This is a genomic window from Archangium lipolyticum (genome assembly GCF_024623785.1).
Taxonomy (GTDB): Bacteria; Myxococcota; Myxococcia; order Myxococcales; family Myxococcaceae; genus Archangium; species Archangium lipolyticum.
Genome location: NZ_JANKBZ010000006.1, coordinates 163,211 through 178,287, shown reverse-complemented (window position 1 = coordinate 178,287; position 15,077 = coordinate 163,211). Strand labels below are relative to the sequence as shown.

The following is a 15,077-nucleotide window of genomic DNA, read 5'->3' as shown; positions in this document are numbered from 1 at the left end:
CGAGGTACGCGGCGCCCCAACTCCGCGTTGCCCATCGCCGCAAACGTCTGATAGTGTCATTGAAGATGTCGCAGGCTTCGCTCGTAGAGTACATCCGCCACGGGCGGAGCAACCTTTCTCGACTTCCGCCAGCGGCTCTGTGTTCGCAGACGTCCCATGCGAACGCCGCACGGCACTGACGCCGCTTCCCTAGAAAATTTTCGCATGGCCCGCAATCTCACAGCGCAGCGTAGCATCGTCGACGCGGACAGCCCTTTCACCTTCCTGCAGCAACGGCTGCGTTACGTGGATGCGTGCCCAGACCGGACCTTCATCAACGTCGCGGAGAACGTGCCGTGCTGGCCGAGCCCGTTTCCCGACGGGGTGCTGCACGCCGAGGACACGCTGGCGTATGGCCCTTGTGAAGGCTCGGCCTTCCTCCTGCGGGCGATCGAGGCCCGCGAGCGAGCGGTCAACAAGATTTCTCCCAACCCCGAGGAGATCCTCGTCTCGAATGGGGCGCTGCACGGCCTCTCCCTGGTCATCCGTGCGCTGGCGCAGCCGGGGAGCGTGGCGTTGGTGCAGGCTCCCGTCTACATCTGCATTCCCCAGATGCTGCGCGCGGCGGGGTTCCGCGTCCGCTACTTCTCCGCGGCGGCGGGGCTCGGGGAGCTCGAGAGCCTGCTCGGCGAGGACACGCGGCTCATCTATGTGAACAGCCCCAACAACCCCACGGGGCAGGTGCTGTCGTCCGCCCAGATGGCGCGGCTCGCGGAGCTCGCCGCCTCGCGCGGCGCGAAGCTGCTCGCGGACGTGGTCTACGACAGCTTCGCGAAGCCGGGGGTGGACCGTGGGTCGCCGCTGGCGAATCGCGAGGCCTGGCCGCACGTGTACACCGTCAACAGCATGTCCAAGAACTACGGCTCGCCGGGTCTTCGGGTGGGCTGGGTCCTGTCGAGCGCGGAGAACGTGCGCATGCTGTCGGCGCTGCTCGAGCGCGAGTGCGTGTGCGTGTCGGGCCCGTCCCAGCGGCTCGCGGCGTCCATCCTCGAGCATGGCAACGCGGCGCTCGTGGACCACGTGGAGAGTGGCAGGCGCCTCCTGTCGGAGGCGTTGCGACAGGTGCCCGGTGTCGTGTGCGAGCCCGGCGTGGGGGGCACGCAGCTGTTCGCGTCCCTGCCCGTGGAGGACATCGAGGCCTACGGCGACACCGTCCTGCGCGAGCTCGGGCTCCTGCTCGCGACGTGCAGCCAGTACGAGGGCGTGAGCGGCCCCTTCATCCGGCTGCCGCTCGGTGCCCCGAGGGACACGCTCTCGCGCGCCCTCAAGTTGCTCGCCGAATCGCTCGCCATCTACGGACACGCATCTCCGAGGATCTGAAAAAAACCATGGATACCTTTTCGTCGACCGAGGTCCGCCTCATCGAGGCGCTTCAGCCCATTCGTGCGTTCGTGGTGGCGGCGGCCATCCACCACGTCTTCGAGAGTGGCATCTATGACGCGCTCACCAAGGGTGAGCAGGACGAGGGCGAGCTGTTCAAGCGGCTCGAGCTCGAGCCCGCGCGCGCCTCCGCGCTCCTGCAGTTCATGCGCAACGAGGGCTACCTGGGTGGGGCCAACGGGCGCGTGCACATGCTCGACAAGATGCGCGGCCTCGCGGAGTTCCGCGGCTGGTACACCATGCTCATCGGTGGGTATGGACAGACGTTCCTCGAGCTCGGTGACAAGCTGAAGGTCGGGAGCGGGAGCGCCTCGCGGCGTGCGGACCTGGTTGGAATTGGCAGCTGCGCCATCAGCCACTACGACGCCATCCCTCTCACCCGCCGGCTGATGTCCCAGATTCCGGGCGGCGTGAAGCGCGTGCTGGACCTCGGCTGTGGCAACGCCTTGTACCTCGTGGAGTTCTGCAAGCTGTTCCCCGAAATCCAGGCGTGGGGCGTGGAGCCGGACCGCAAGGGTTATGAGGCGGCCGTGGCGCTGGTCGAGCGCGAGCACCTCCAGAGCCGGATTCAGCTGACGTGCAGCGGCGCGGTGGAGTTCTTCCGCACGCCGCTGTCGTTCTCGCCGGACCTGACGGTGCTCGGCTTCGTGCTCCATGAGATCCTGGGCCAGGAGGGCGAGGCGGGCGTCGTGGGCTTCCTCAAGCAGCTCACGGAGCGCTTCCCGGACATCCACCTGGTGGTCATCGAGGTGGACCAGAAGATGGACGAGCCGCGCGCCATGCGCCACGGGCTCTCGCTCGCGTACTACAACCCCTACTACCTCTTCCATCCCTTCACGCGGCAGCGGCTGGAGACGCGGGCTTTCTGGCTGAAGCTGTTCCAGGAGGCCGGGCTGGCCGTGGTCGCGGAAGACACCGTGACGCCCGATGTGGACTCCACGGGGCTGGAGATCGGCTTCCTGCTGCGGCGCGCGGATCGGGTGGCGCGTCACGGCTGAGCCGGAACGAGGAGGGGGCGCGGCTGCGCACCCTCCTCAGTGGTCCAGGTGCCGCTGCTCGGAAACGGGCGGCTCCTGCCGCAACCCCTTCAGCTTCAGCTCCGCGCTCTTCCAGGGCCAATGCCCCTCCAGCTCCACGGCGAGGGTGAAGCTCAGGAAGGTGCGGATGAGCACGATGAGCCCGAGCACGATCACGCCCTGAAGCGTGGGCTCCTCGCTGACGGTGCGGATGATGTCGGCGGCGACGAGCAGCTCCAGCCCGAGCAGGATGGAGCGGCCGACCTTCTCGCGGAAATGGCGGAAGAGGCTCGCACCGGGCTCCCGGCGGAGGCGCAGCAGCACGGAGACCGCCGAGAAGACGGTGCCCACCACCATGGCGGCCACGCCAGCGCCCTCGAAGAGGAGCGCGGACACCGACACCCATTCCGCGAAGGCCATGGCCTCTCTCAGTCGTAGCCCTCAGCGCCGGGAGGGCAGGTGGGCTCTTCGCCCATGAGCGAGCGCAGGGTGTTCTTGAGCTTCATGCTCTGCACGAACAGGTCGTGCTCGGGAGAGCGGCCCGGGTCGGTCATGGGGCTCTTGAAGTAGAAGCTGAGCCAGTCCTGGGTGCCGATGCGGCCGCCGCGCTGGGCGAGATCGAGCAGCAACGCGAGATCCAGCACGATGGGGGCCGCGAGGATGGAGTCGCGGCACAGGAAGTCGATCTTGATCTGCATGGGGTAACCCATCCAGCCGAAGAGATCGATGTTGTCCCAGCCCTCCTTGGCGTCGCCGCGAGGCGGGTAGTACTCGATGCGGACCTTGTGGAAGAGGTCTCCGTAGAGCTCCGGATGGGTGTCCGAATCGAGGAGGTCATCGAGCACGCCGCGCTTGGTGATCTCCTTGGAGCGGAAGGACTCCGGGTCGTCGAGCACCTCGCCATCGCGGTTGCCGAGGATGTTGGTGGAGAACCAGCCGCGCACGCCGAGCATGCGGGCCTTCAGGGCGGGCGCGATGACGGTCTTCATCAGCGTCTGGCCCGTCTTGAAGTCCTTGCCGGCGAGAGCAACCTCGTGGTGACGCGCGAGCTCGGCGGCGGCGGGGAAGTCCACCGCCAGGTTGGGCGAGCCATTGGCGAAGGGCACGCCCTCCTGGAGACACGCCCAGGCGTAGATCTGCGAGTTGGTGATGGCCGGGTCGTTCTTCAGCAGGCCGGCCTCGAAGGACTGCCGCGAGCCATGCACCTGGTCGGGCGCGACGTAGGTCTCGGTGGAGCCGCACCAGACGGCCACGGCGCGCGAGCACCCGTTGGCGCGCAGGAAGGAGCGGATGTCCGCGCGCACCTGCTCGACCATATCGGCCTTGGTGGCGCCTTCCTTCACGTGCGTGCCGTGCAGGCGCTTGACGTACTGCGGATAGAAGACGCCCTTCATCGGGCGGATGGCCTCCAGCTCCGCGCGCACGGGCTCGAGCTGGGAGGTTTCGAGCACCTTGGCGTGAACGGCGGCGTCGTAGACGCTGTCCGAGAAGATGTCCCAGCCGCCGAAGACGAGCTGGTCGAGCTGGGCCAGGGGCAGGTATTGGTTCAGGCGGACCTGCCTTTCCCCCACGCGCATGCTGCCCATCTGGGTGAGCGAGCCCACCGGCAGCCCCAGGGCCTTGCGAGCCAGGAGCACGCCCGCGATGAACGTGCTGGAGACCGCGCCCATGCCGGGCAGCAGGACCGCGAGCTTCCCTCTTGGCGGGCGGATCGTGTCTGGTCGTTTCATCTGTCCCTCACTTGTTGTGCCGACACTCGGGGCGCCCGCCCGAGTCGGAGTACGTGCCGGGAGAGGAACCACCACACCCGCATCCTCCACCCCCATGTGCTCGCCTAAGGCTTAAGTACTCCTTGGACGTACAGCCACTTGCCCTCTCGGCCAATGGCGCGACTCCACTGTCCTGTCCGTAGGTCAATGCGACCGTGGGGGTGTCGAGCGTCCGACGACGACCAGGTTGTGTATCCAGAGACGCCTTGGAAAGTCCGGCGGTGCTGCTCACCCTGCGCGGAAGTTCTGCCTGCCGAGGTGCCAATGGCTCCAGCGGAGATGACGACCGAGCAGATCGAGCAGCGGGTGCGCTCGTTGGGTGAGTGGTTCCACAACCTGGACCTGAAGGGTGTGAAGACGGCGCCCCGGCACTTCCTGGGCAACTTCCCCAGCGTCTTCTGGAAGACCTTCCAGCACGCCATTCCCCAGGACCTGAAGGGCAAGTCGGTGCTGGATATCGGCTGCAACGGGGGCTTCTACAGCATCGAGATGAAGCGCCGCGGCGCGGCCCGGGTGGTGGGCATCGACCACGATGAGCGCTACCTGGCCCAGGCCCGCTTCGCCACCCAGGTGGTGGGGGCGGACGTGGAGCTGCGCAAGATGGACGTCTACGAGGTGGGCGCGCTGAACGAGAAGTTCGACGTCGTCCTCTTCATGGGCGTGCTCTACCACCTGCGCCACCCGCTGCTGGCGTTGGATCTGCTCTATGAGCACGTCGTGAAGGACCTGCTCATCTTCCAGACGCTGGAGCGTGGCAGTGACGAGGTGGGCCAGTTGGAGCCGGACTACCCCATCACCGAGCGCGACATCTTCGACCGGCCGGACTACCCGAAGATGCACTTCATCGAGCAGGAGTACGCGGGGGACTGGACCAACTGGTGGGCGCCCAACCGGGCGTGCACCGAGGCGATGCTGCGCTCGGCGGGGTTCGAAATCCTCGAGCGGCCCGCGCGCGAGGTCTACGTCTGCCGACGCGGAAGGCGTGCAGGAAAATGGGGCGCGGCCTACCCGAGCCGCTCCGTCGAGACCACCGTTGCCCACCCGGAGACCATTCAATGATTGAAGCGGTGAAGCTGTGGAACGAGCCCAACAACATGTCCCACTGGGACTTTGGGATCGACAAGGACTGGAGCATCTTCTCGCGCATGGTGCGCCTGGCCGGTGAGGCGGTGCGCTCGGAGAACCCAAAGCTCACGCGCGTGCTGGGTGGCATCTCGCCCATCGACCCCGCCTTCGTGCGCCGGATGAGCGATCAGGGCGCGCTGGAAGAGGTGGACGTCGTGGCGGTGCACGGCTTCCCGCTCGACTGGAACCACTGGCAGATCCACGAGTGGCCGGATCGTATCGCGGAGATCCGCGCCGCCTCCCGCCACCCGGTCTGGGTCACCGAGGTGGGCGTCTCCACCTTCGGCGCCGAGGAGGTGCAGGAGTTCGGCCTGCGGCGCACCGCGGAGCTGCTGCTGGGCAAGGTGGACCGCGTCCACTGGTACAGCCTCTATGACCTGCCGAAGGCGTGGCCGGCGACCACGCGCCACCGCGAGGCGGAGGGCTCGTCGTACTACCGGCACTTCTACATGGGCCTGCTCAAGGAGGACGGTACGCCCAAGCGCGCGATGCGCCACTTCGCCGACTACACGCCGGAGATGGGCATCTGCCAGTGGTTCCACTTCGAGGACCACCGGCTGGAGTCCGCGGTGGCGTGGCTCAAGAAGCTGGGCGTGAAGAAGCTGCGCACGGGCCTGAGCTGGGCGGACAGCCACCGGCCCAACTACGAGGCCTGGTTCGACCGGCAGATGAGCCTGCTCGAGGACTTCGACGTGACGCTGACGTACTGCTTCACTCCGGGCTCGTGCGGCATCAACGACCACCACACGAGCCCGCCCCGGAACATCGAGGAGTTCGCCGACTTCTGCGCGCGCATGACGCGCCGCTACGCGAAGTAGGCCCTTCACACCTCGAAGGGACGCGCGGGGGCGTCGAGGTGCTCGCGGAGCAGCGTGGTGTAGTGCTCCGCGGCCCGGCGCAACCGCGCGGCCTCCGCCGGGACGAGCACCTCCAGCGCGGAGGCCGCCATCACGTGGTGGCCCAGCTGGAAGGCCAGGTAGCACGGCCGGTAGAAGTCCATGAGCCGGGGGCTGACCGCGCGGCCGCTCGCGCGTGCCACGTACTCGGCGAGGATGTCCTGCTCGGCCGCGTCCAGCCCGAGCTCCACGGCGGCGCCCACCACGTCCCAGGCCACGTCCTGGCAGCCCACTAGGTCATGGGCATCGTGATGGTCCACCGCGTCCGCCTTGAGCAGCCGTCCGTCCGTGAGCAGCAACCACTCCCAGGCGTGGAGCTTGTTGTCCGTCTCCACCGGGCGCACCTCGGTGGAGAGCCGGTCGAGGCGCGAGGCCCAGACGTCGAGCGCTCCGGCGTACCCGTCACCCAGCACCTGAGCGGTGTTGTAGCGCGCCATCTCCAACAGCTTCGCGGGGGAGGCGCCCCGCCCGGGCTCCGCGAGGAACCGGCGGGCACGGAAGCCGAGGTAGGCGCCCACGCGCGTCATCAGCTCCGCGCGCTCCAATCCCCGTGACATCGGAAGGGGCCGGGCGCCCTCGAGCCACCGCTGGACGAGGAAGCCGTGCCGGAGCCCCTCGACGGGAGGCGCGAGGCTGGCGTCCGCGAGCTGGCGCGCACGTGCCAGGCGCCGCTCGCCATGAGCCCCGAGGCCGGCGAACTTGAGCAGGAACGTGCCGCGCTCGGCCAGCACGAGGTACTTGCGCCGCTCCTGTTGGATGTGGACCGCGGGCCAGGCCCGCTCGTCGGGGAAGACCTTGTGACGCCAGCCGCCGCCGCCCACGTCCACGATCGGGCCGTAGGCGGAGCCGGTGAGATCCTCGACCCAGGAGAGGAGGGGCTCCGGGTCGAAGTCGGCCGTGTACCGGCGTGCCTGGGCCCAGCGCGTCCGGTGGCGCTCGCTGGCCGCGGGCCCGAGCTCCCCCGCGTGACTCGGGAAGAAGAGCAGGCGCTCCCGTGGGACACCGTGTTCCTCCAGGAAGTCCGCCACCGCTCCGAACGAGCTGCCCGACATCCCCGGGCCCTCGTCCACGATGGCGACGTGCGCCTCGCTCGCGCGGGCCAGGAGCTCGCGCTCGAATTCGGGCGAGAGGCTGAGGGTGCGCTGGAAGGGGTGGCCTCCAGGCCGGATGGTGAGGGGTGGAACCGGGGAGTCCGCCGCGGCCGCGACCACACACGCCAGCCCCGTTCCGATGCTGCGGATGCCAATCACCAGCGGCGGGCGCGGCAGGAATTGGAGCGCGCTCGCGGCCTCCAGGTACAGCTCCGGGTAGAGCGCGTAGTACGCGTAGCCCTCGGGGACCTTGATGGTCACCCGCTCCGGGAGCGCCTGGCTCTCGAGCGTGGCGAGCACCTCGTGGGGCACGGGGGTGTAGCGCGAGAAGCCGCTCCGGTAGGAGTCCCGGACAGCGCGCGCAAGGGCCATGGGGAACGCGAGACATGCCTCGTGAAGGGGACTGAGCGTGTCCTGGTGCCGCTCGGCGAAGTCCGCGTCGAGCACGCCCTGCGCGAGCTCTCCCGCTTCGATGAGCAGGCCCACCAGTGCCGCATGGCGGCCGAGCCCCGGAGGCATGACGCCTACCTGGAGCAAGCGTTCACGAAGAGACGCGAGCACCTCGGCTGGCCGTACTTCGCGCGCATGGTCTCCATAGACGAGCATTGGAGTCGTCTCCCCCTTGACGGAAGAAGATAGGGGGCCTCACCTCTGGAGGGAGGCTGTGTCCTGCGGCACGCACTCCGAGGTACCGGGCGCCCGCATGGCCGCTCGCCATGGGCAGACTGCCACCGAGATCCGCCGCCCTGGGGAGCAGTTATGTCCTTTCGTTCACTGGCGCCGCTCGTGCTCCTGGCCCTGGTGGCCTGTGCCGGGCCACGAACGTCCTCCGCCTCTCGAAGCGCGCTCCCCGAGGTGGAGCGTCTCTACCGCTTCGAGGTGTCCTTCGTCCTGCCGGAGCACACCCGGCACCCGGACGATGTGACCATCGAGGCCCGCTTCACCGCTCCCTCCGGGAAGGAGGTGAGCGTGGGAGGCTTCGCCGTTGCCGGGGGAGGCTTCCGCGTGCGCTTCACGCCGCGAGAGACGGGAGAGTACCGGTACGTCGTCCGTGCCGATGGGGGCTCGGGCCCGCGCGAGGTGTCCGCCGGTGGCTTCCGGGTGCGGCCGGGCCAGGGACGGGGCTTCGTGCACCGGAGCAGCGCCTCCTCGCACCAGCTCGCGTGGGAGGACGGGAAGGTCTTTCTTCCGCTCGGGGAGAACCGCTTCAACGTCTACGACCCGTCGTGGAACTACAACCAGCTCCCGGCGCCCGAGTACGTGGCCTACATGGCCAGCAACGGAATGAACACCCTGCGCATCTTCATCTTCACCGACTGCGAGCGGGAGGAGCCGAAGCCAGGGCCGCAGCCCGGGTGCCTCGAGACGCAGGCGGGGCGCTTCGACCCCGAGGTGGCGGCGCAGTACGACGCCATCCTGGAGGCCGCCGAGCGGCACGGCATCTACGTCATCCTCACGCTCTTCGCGGTGGGCTTCACGCCGGGCGAGACGTGGAAGAGCTGGGAGGACAACCCGCACAGCACCGCGCGGGGCGGCGCCGCCAGCACGCCCCAGGAGTTCTTCGAGCGGCCGGAGCTGGCCGAGCGCAAGCTGCGCTATGTGCTCGACCGGTACGGCTACTCGCCGAACCTGCTCGCCATCGACCTGCTCAACGAACCGGAGTGGGACGGCAAGAACGGCGAGGAGACGTGGATGGCCTGGGCCGAGGAGCTGGCGGCGAGGTGGCATGCCGCGGATCCGTACGGCCACCTCGTCACGGTGGGCTCGGTGGGGCTGCACTGGAACGAGGACGGCGACGAGCGCCCCTGGTACGCGAGCCGCCAGAACGACCTGCTGCAGTGGCACCTCTACGGCAAGGAGTACTACGAGGTGCACGCGCTGGCGGCTGAGTTCTCGCGCAAGGTGGCCGAGAGCTGGGGCTACGACAAGCCCATCCTCTGCGGCGAGTTCGGCTACGGCGGCGATGACCCCAAGACGTTCGACCACACGCACGTGGGCATCTGGAGCGCGACCTTCTCGGGTGCGGGCGTGCTGGCGCACAGTGCGCCGCCGTTCACCCCCGACTCGGACGTGCTGATGACGCCCGAGCGGGGCCGCCACTTCCGGGTGCTGTCGGACTTCCTGTCGAGGCTGTCACTGGCGCCGGCGCTCTCTCCCCAGCCCGCTCCGCCCGCGATGCCCGAGGGCACCCGGGCCTGGGTGCTCGGACGCTCCGGCCATTGGGCGCTCTGGGTGATGGGCGCGAAGAAGGGCTACGGCTCTCCGGTGGAGGGCGCCACGGTGCGGATGGCCGTTCCCTCCGGGAAGTACCGCGTCACCTGGTGGAACGACGTGACGGGCGAGCAGCTCCACTCGGAGGAGCTGACGGCGCAGCAGGAGGGGCTCCTGCTGCGGCTGCCTTCCTTCGTGAGGCACGTGGCCGGAGTGCTGGAGGCCCTGCCCTGACGCCCGCCGTCAGACGGCCGGGCCCGCGTCCACGAGCGTGTGGGGCTCGCGCGAGGGCTGCCCGGTCAGCCGGCGGAAGTACGCGATGGTCTCCCGGAGACCGTCCTCGAGTGACACCCGGGGCTCCCAGCCGAGCAGCTGGCGTGCCCGGGTGATGTCGGGCTGGCGCTGCTTGGGGTCGTCCTTGGGCAGGGGTTGGAAGGTGATGCGGCTGCCTCCGCCCATGGCCGCGCGCACCGCCTCGGCGAACTGGAGGATGGTCATCTCGCGCGGGTTGCCGATGTTGACGGGCTCCTCCACGTCCGACACCGCCAGGCGCACGATGCCGTCGATGAGATCCGACACGTAGCAGAACGAGCGCGTCTGGCTCCCGTCCCCGAAGACGGTGAAGTCCTCGCCCCGGAGCGCCTGCCCCACGAAGGCGGGCACCACGCGTCCATCATTGAGGCGCATGCGCGGCCCGTAGGTGTTGAAGATGCGGACGACGCGGGTGCGGACCTTGTGCGCGCGCCGGTACGCCGCCACGATGGCCTCTCCGTAGCGCTTGGCCTCGTCGTAACAGGAGCGCGGGCCGATGGGATTCACGTTGCCCCAGTACTCCTCGCGCTGCGGGTGCACCAGCGGGTCTCCGTAGATCTCCGACGTGGAGGCCTGGAGGAACACCGCGCCCTTGGCCTGCGCCAGCCGGAGGCCATTCTCGGTGCCGAGGGAGCCCACCCGCAGCGTCTCGATGGGCAGCTGCGCGTAGTCGATGGGCGAGGCCGGCGAGGCCATGTTGAAGACGAAGTCCACCGGGCCATCGAAGGAGAACGGCTCGGTGATGTCGTGGTGCAGGGACACGAAGCGCGGGCTCTTCCGGAGCTCTGCGTGGTTGCGCGCGTCACCCGTGATGAAGTTGTCGATGCTCACCACCTCCGACGCGCCTTCGGTGAGCAACCGCTCACACAGGTGGGAGCCCAGGAACCCCGCTCCGCCCAGGACGATGATCCGCTTTCCGCTGATTGGATTCATTCCTGGAAATTGTGAATGCATCGCCGGCCCTGGAAGGCCCGCGTTGAGTCCTCGACGCCCCGGACGCCGACCCCGTCCGCCAGGCGTCAGCGGCGGCATTCATCGGTTCACGACTGAAGCATGGGGCCACTCGGGGGCGCTTGTCCGGACGCAGGCTCGACCACACTTCGCATCCTCACTCACACCCAGGTGTAGCGGAGGCAACGAGGATGGATGCGCGAACGAGCGGCGCCGGAGGCGGCGCGGCGGTGTCGAACGCCCTGATGCAGGCGGCGGTGATCGCGGGACCCAAAGGGGCGCGGGTCGAGCGCGTGGCGCGGCCCGAGCCGGGTCCCGGCACCGTGCGCGTGAAGCTCGAGGGCTGCGGGCTGTGTGGCTCCAACCTCCCCGTCTGGGAGGGCCGCGAGTGGTTCAAGTATCCAATGCAGCCCGGGGCGCCCGGCCACGAGGGTTGGGGCGTGGTGGACGCGGTGGGCAGCGGTGTCACCGGCTTCAAGGTGGGCGATCGCGTGGCCACCCTGTCGTCGGCCGCCTATGCCGAGTACGACGTGGTGAACACGGACTCGGCGGTGCTGCTGCCGCCCTCGCTCGCCGGAAAGCCCTTCCCGGGTGAGCCGCTCGGCTGCGCGATGAACATCTTCCGCCGCAGCGACATCCAGCCCGGGCAGACGGTGGCCATCATCGGCATCGGCTTCCTCGGTGCGCTGCTGACGCGGCTGGCCACCAACGCCGGGGCGCGCGTCATCGCCATCACCCGCCGGCCCTACGCGCTCGAGCTGGCCCGCGCGTACGGCGCCGCCGAGTGCATCCCCATGGATGACCACCACAAGATCATCGATCGCGTGAAGTCGCTCACGAATGGCGCCTTCTGCGAGCGCGTCATCGAGGTGGTCGGCGAGCAGTGGCCGCTCGACCTGGCCGGCGAGCTCACGCGCGAGCGCGGCAAGCTCATCGTCGCGGGCTACCACCAGGATGGGCCGCGCCAGGTGAACATGTGGCTGTGGAACTGGCGCGGGCTGGACGTCATCAACGCCCACGAGCGCGACCCCAAGGTCTACGTGGAGGGCATCCGGCTCGCGGTCGACGAGGTGGCCTCCGGCAGGCTGGATCCCTTCCCGCTCTTCACCCACCGCTTCGGGTTGGACGAGCTCAACCAGGCCTTCGAGGCGATGCGCACGCGTCCCGACGGCTTCCTCAAGGCGATCATCACGCTATGAACCGACAGACGATTCAGAAGGTGTCCCCCCGTCCCAGGATTGGCTTCCTCGGCGTGGGGTGGATCGGCCGCAACCGCATGGAGGCCATCGCCCGCAGCGAGACGGTCGAGGTGGCGGCCGTGTCGGATCCGGTGCCAGCGGCGGCCGAGGAGGCCCAGAAGCTCGCGCCGGGGAGCGAGCGGGCGGACTCCCTCGACGCGCTGCTCGAGATGGGGCTGGACGGCATCGTCATCGCCACGCCCAGTGCGTTCCACGCGGAGCAGTCCGTGCGCGCGCTGGAGCGGGGCCTGGCGGTGTTCTGCCAGAAGCCGCTCGGACGCTCGGCCGAGGAGGTGAAGCGCGTGGTGGATGCCGCGCGCGCGGCGGACCGGCTGCTGGGCGTGGACCTCAGCTACCGCTTCACCACCGGCATGCGGCAGCTGCGCGAGCGCATCGTGGGCGGCGCGCTGGGTGACATCTACGCGGTGAACCTCGTCTTCCACAACGCTTACGGGCCGGACAAGGCGTGGTTCTACGACCCGAAGCTCGCGGGCGGCGGGTGCGTGATGGACCTGGGCATCCACCTGGTCGACCTGGCGCTCTGGGTGCTGGGCTTCCCCGAGGTCCGGCGCGTGTCGAGCCAGCTCTTCACGCAGGGCCGCCCCCTCCAGAAGCGGGGGGAGGCCGTCGAGGACTTCGCCGCCGCGCAGTTGGAGCTCGCCACCGGCACCTCCGTGCAGCTGGCGTGCTCCTGGAAGCTGCCCGCCGGGTGCGATGCCGTCATCGAGGCGTCCTTCTATGGCACCCAGGGCGGCGCGGCGTTCCGCAACGTGAACGGCTCGTTCTACGACTTCACGGCGGACCTCTTCTGGGGCACCTCGCGCGAGCGCCTCGCGGATCCTCCGGATGCCTGGGGCGGCCGGGCCGCCGTGGACTGGGCCACCCGCCTGTCCCATGGTGCGCGCTTCGATCCGGAGTCCGAGCGGCTCATCCAGGTCGCCTCCGCGCTCGACAGCATCTACGGCTGATCGTCCGTCGCCGCCTGCCCGCCTTCCAGCGGGCGGGCGGCCACTCGTCCGGGATTGCGTCCCGTTGACGGCCGTATGCCGCTCGCCCGTACGCGGGGTGCGGATGGAAGGGAAGAAAAGTCGCGAGCGTTGGTGTCGCGACCATGCAGACTCCTTCCGTCTCTCGTGGCGCACTGTGGCGGGCGATGAGCTACCTCCGCCCCCACCGGCGCGCGGTCATCACCATCCTGAGCCTCGTCCTGACCTCCGCGTGCCTGAGCGCGATGGAGCCGCTGGTGCTCAAGCACATCTTCGACCAGCTCGGGTCGGGGGGCGCCTGGAAGTCCGTGTTCCTCGGAGTGGGAGCGATGGTGCTCATCGGCCTGGCACGCGAGGGGCTCGGGGCCACGTCCAACTGGCTCACCTGGCGCACGCGCATCGCCGTGCACTTCTCCCTCAACGAGGCCACCGTCACGCGCCTCCACCGCCTCCCGCTCAGCTTCCACCGCGAGGAGGGCGTGGGCGCGATCATGACGAAGCTCGATCGCGGCATGCAGGGCTTCGTGGGCGCCATCACCGAGCTGGCCTTCAACGTCATCCCGGCCGCCACGTACCTCATCCTCTCCGTGGTCATCATGTTCCGGCTGGACTGGCGCCTGGCCCTGCTCGCGCTGGCGTTCGCGCCCATCCCGGTGCTGATCGCCCGCCGGGCCGCGCCCAAGCAGACCCTGCGCGAGCAGACGCTCATGGATCGCTGGACGAAGATCTACGCCCGCTTCAACGAGGTCCTCTCCGGCATCGTGACGGTGAAGAGCTTCGCCATGGAGGAGCGCGAGAAGCAGCGCTTCCTGCATGACGTGCGCGAGGCCAACTCCGTCGTGACGCGCGGCGTGGCCTTCGACGCGACCGTGGGGGCGACCCAGAACCTCGTGGTGCTCATCGCGCGCGTGGCGTCGCTCGGTTTTGGCGGGGTGCTCGTGATGCGCGGGCAGATCACCGCCGGTACCCTGGTGGCGTTCCTCGGCTACATCGGCGGTCTCTTCGGGCCGGTGCAGGGCTTGAGCGGCGTGTACAAGACGCTGCGGACCGCCTCGGTGGCCATCAACCAGGTCTTCTCCATCCTGGATGCGCAGGATCACCTGGGTGATGCCCCGGACGCCGTCGAGGTCACCGACCTGCGCGGTGAGGTGGAGTTCGAGAACATCCACTTCGCCTACCCGTCGTCCTCGGGTCCCAACAAGCCGCTCATCAATGGCATCGACCTGAAGGTGAAGCAGGGCGAGACGATCGCCCTGGTGGGGCCGAGCGGGGCGGGGAAGACGACGCTGATGAGCCTGCTGTGCCGCTTCTACGACCCGGTCGAGGGCGTGGTGCGCATCGACGGCAAGGACATCCGCTCGCTCAAGCAGATGTCGCTGCGGCGCCACATCGGCGTGGTGCTGCAGGATGGACTGCTCTTCAACGAGAGCGTGCGCAGCAACATCGCCTACGGGCGGCCGAACGCCTCGATGGAGGAGATCGAGACGGTGGCCCGCGCCGCGCACGCGCACGACTTCATCATGCGCCTGCCGCAGGGCTACGACACCTTGGTGGGCGAGCGCGGCAACCGGCTGTCCGCGGGCGAGCGCCAGCGCATCTCCATCGCGCGCTCGCTGCTCAAGAATCCGCCGATCCTCATCCTGGACGAGCCCACCAGCGCGCTCGACGCGGAGAGCGAGGCGCTCGTGCAGGAGGCGCTCGGCAAGTTGATGAAGGGCCGCACCACCTTCGCCATCGCGCACCGCCTGTCCACGGTGGTGGACGCCGATCGCATCCTCGTGCTCAAGGGCGGGCAGATCATCGAGCAGGGCCGCCATGCCGAGCTGATGCGGCTCGATGGCTACTACGCCTCGCTCGTGCGACGTCAGACGCGCGGGCTGCTGCCGGAGCTGCCGTCGCTCCCCGAGCCGATGCATCCGTCGTCCGCGGTGGCGTAGAGCGCCGGCCTTCGTCTTTCCAACGTTCGCGGTCGGGTTGAAAAAACAACTCTCCAGGTCAGCTCGCCTGTTCGCGAGAGACCCTGCACTCCAGTGCTAGGACCGGGGTTCTACGACTCACGCACG

12 protein-coding genes are annotated in these 15,077 nt (G+C 68.9%); 8 read left to right on the top strand and 4 right to left on the bottom strand.

Going from position 1 to position 15,077, the window contains the following annotated elements; translation table 11 throughout:
• Window positions 1–204 precede the first annotated feature (204 nt).
• Both NR810_RS15765 and NR810_RS15760 read left to right on the top strand, forming a co-directional pair.
• Window positions 205–1,359, top strand: a complete 1,155-nt coding sequence (locus NR810_RS15765; RefSeq protein ID WP_257453429.1) for a beta-methylarginine biosynthesis bifunctional aminotransferase — start codon at window positions 205–207, stop codon at window positions 1,357–1,359.
• A gap of 8 nt (window positions 1,360–1,367) precedes the next feature.
• A complete protein-coding gene (locus NR810_RS15760; protein ID WP_257453428.1) occupies window positions 1,368–2,417 on the top strand; it encodes a 2-ketoarginine methyltransferase in 1,050 nt (349 codons plus the stop codon).
• Between the two features lie 36 nt (window positions 2,418–2,453).
• On the opposite strand, the gene NR810_RS15755 is transcribed toward NR810_RS15760, so the two are convergent.
• Together NR810_RS15755 and NR810_RS15750 are read right to left on the bottom strand one after the other, a co-directional pair.
• Complete coding sequence (locus NR810_RS15755; protein WP_257453427.1) at window positions 2,454–2,855, bottom strand: DUF1622 domain-containing protein; 402 nt, start codon at window positions 2,853–2,855, stop codon at window positions 2,454–2,456.
• Between the two features lie 8 nt (window positions 2,856–2,863).
• Window positions 2,864–4,165, bottom strand: coding sequence for an inositol-3-phosphate synthase (locus NR810_RS15750; protein ID WP_257453426.1), 1,302 nt, complete (start codon window positions 4,163–4,165; stop codon window positions 2,864–2,866).
• Window positions 4,166–4,468: 303 nt separating this feature from the next.
• Between NR810_RS15750 and NR810_RS15745 the strand changes: the two genes are divergently transcribed.
• Both NR810_RS15745 and NR810_RS15740 read left to right on the top strand, forming a co-directional pair.
• Window positions 4,469–5,263 carry a TIGR04290 family methyltransferase gene (locus NR810_RS15745; protein ID WP_257453425.1) on the top strand — a complete coding sequence of 265 codons (795 nt, stop codon included), beginning with the start codon at window positions 4,469–4,471 and terminating at the stop codon, window positions 5,261–5,263.
• Window positions 5,260–6,147 carry a glycoside hydrolase 5 family protein gene (locus NR810_RS15740; RefSeq protein WP_257453424.1) on the top strand — a complete coding sequence of 296 codons (888 nt, stop codon included), beginning with the start codon at window positions 5,260–5,262 and terminating at the stop codon, window positions 6,145–6,147. Before NR810_RS15745 ends, NR810_RS15740 begins: the two co-directional genes overlap by 4 nt.
• A 5-nt stretch (window positions 6,148–6,152) precedes the next feature.
• Here NR810_RS15740 and NR810_RS15735 read toward each other — a convergent pair whose 3' ends face one another.
• Window positions 6,153–7,922 (bottom strand): hypothetical protein, encoded by a 1,770-nt coding sequence (locus tag NR810_RS15735; RefSeq protein ID WP_257453423.1) that lies wholly within the window; start codon window positions 7,920–7,922, stop codon window positions 6,153–6,155.
• A gap of 153 nt (window positions 7,923–8,075) precedes the next feature.
• On the opposite strand from NR810_RS15735, the gene NR810_RS15730 reads away from it, so the two are divergent.
• The gene (locus NR810_RS15730) at window positions 8,076–9,761 is read left to right on the top strand and encodes a cellulase family glycosylhydrolase (protein WP_257453422.1); all 1,686 of its coding nucleotides are present in this window, start codon (window positions 8,076–8,078) and stop codon (window positions 9,759–9,761) included.
• 9 nt (window positions 9,762–9,770) lie between these two features.
• On the opposite strand, the gene NR810_RS15725 is transcribed toward NR810_RS15730, so the two are convergent.
• Window positions 9,771–10,772, bottom strand: a complete 1,002-nt coding sequence (locus tag NR810_RS15725) for a UDP-glucuronic acid decarboxylase family protein (RefSeq protein WP_257453421.1) — start codon at window positions 10,770–10,772, stop codon at window positions 9,771–9,773.
• A gap of 209 nt (window positions 10,773–10,981) precedes the next feature.
• Between NR810_RS15725 and NR810_RS15720 the strand changes: the two genes are divergently transcribed.
• The 3 genes from NR810_RS15720 to NR810_RS15710 all read left to right on the top strand — a co-directional run bounded on the left by NR810_RS15720 (window position 10,982) and on the right by NR810_RS15710 (window position 14,951).
• On the top strand, window positions 10,982–11,989 hold the full coding sequence (locus NR810_RS15720; RefSeq protein WP_257453420.1) for an MDR/zinc-dependent alcohol dehydrogenase-like family protein: 1,008 nt from the start codon (window positions 10,982–10,984) through the stop codon (window positions 11,987–11,989).
• A 20-nt stretch (window positions 11,990–12,009) separates the two neighbouring features.
• Complete coding sequence (locus NR810_RS15715; RefSeq protein ID WP_257453419.1) at window positions 12,010–12,996, top strand: Gfo/Idh/MocA family protein; 987 nt, start codon at window positions 12,010–12,012, stop codon at window positions 12,994–12,996.
• Window positions 12,997–13,139: 143 nt separating this feature from the next.
• Window positions 13,140–14,951 carry an ABC transporter ATP-binding protein gene (locus NR810_RS15710; RefSeq protein ID WP_257453418.1) on the top strand — a complete coding sequence of 604 codons (1,812 nt, stop codon included), beginning with the start codon at window positions 13,140–13,142 and terminating at the stop codon, window positions 14,949–14,951.
• Window positions 14,952–15,077: the final 126 nt, after the last annotated feature.

What these genes read in the sequence shown, in the direction of transcription:
- NR810_RS15765 (WP_257453429.1), top strand. Translation starts at nt 205, where the DNA reads ATGGCCCGCAATCTCACAGCGCAGCGTAGCATCGTCGACGCGGACAGC.
- NR810_RS15760 (WP_257453428.1), top strand. Translation starts at nt 1,368, where the DNA reads ATGGATACCTTTTCGTCGACCGAGGTCCGCCTCATCGAGGCGCTTCAG.
- NR810_RS15755 (WP_257453427.1), bottom strand. Translation starts at nt 2,855, where the DNA reads ATGGCCTTCGCGGAATGGGTGTCGGTGTCCGCGCTCCTCTTCGAGGGC.
- NR810_RS15750 (WP_257453426.1), bottom strand. Translation starts at nt 4,165, where the DNA reads ATGAAACGACCAGACACGATCCGCCCGCCAAGAGGGAAGCTCGCGGTC.
- NR810_RS15745 (WP_257453425.1), top strand. Translation starts at nt 4,469, where the DNA reads ATGGCTCCAGCGGAGATGACGACCGAGCAGATCGAGCAGCGGGTGCGC.
- NR810_RS15740 (WP_257453424.1), top strand. Translation starts at nt 5,260, where the DNA reads ATGATTGAAGCGGTGAAGCTGTGGAACGAGCCCAACAACATGTCCCAC.
- NR810_RS15735 (WP_257453423.1), bottom strand. Translation starts at nt 7,922, where the DNA reads ATGCTCGTCTATGGAGACCATGCGCGCGAAGTACGGCCAGCCGAGGTG.
- NR810_RS15730 (WP_257453422.1), top strand. Translation starts at nt 8,076, where the DNA reads ATGTCCTTTCGTTCACTGGCGCCGCTCGTGCTCCTGGCCCTGGTGGCC.
- NR810_RS15725 (WP_257453421.1), bottom strand. Translation starts at nt 10,772, where the DNA reads ATGAATCCAATCAGCGGAAAGCGGATCATCGTCCTGGGCGGAGCGGGG.
- NR810_RS15720 (WP_257453420.1), top strand. Translation starts at nt 10,982, where the DNA reads ATGGATGCGCGAACGAGCGGCGCCGGAGGCGGCGCGGCGGTGTCGAAC.
- NR810_RS15710 (WP_257453418.1), top strand. Translation starts at nt 13,140, where the DNA reads ATGCAGACTCCTTCCGTCTCTCGTGGCGCACTGTGGCGGGCGATGAGC.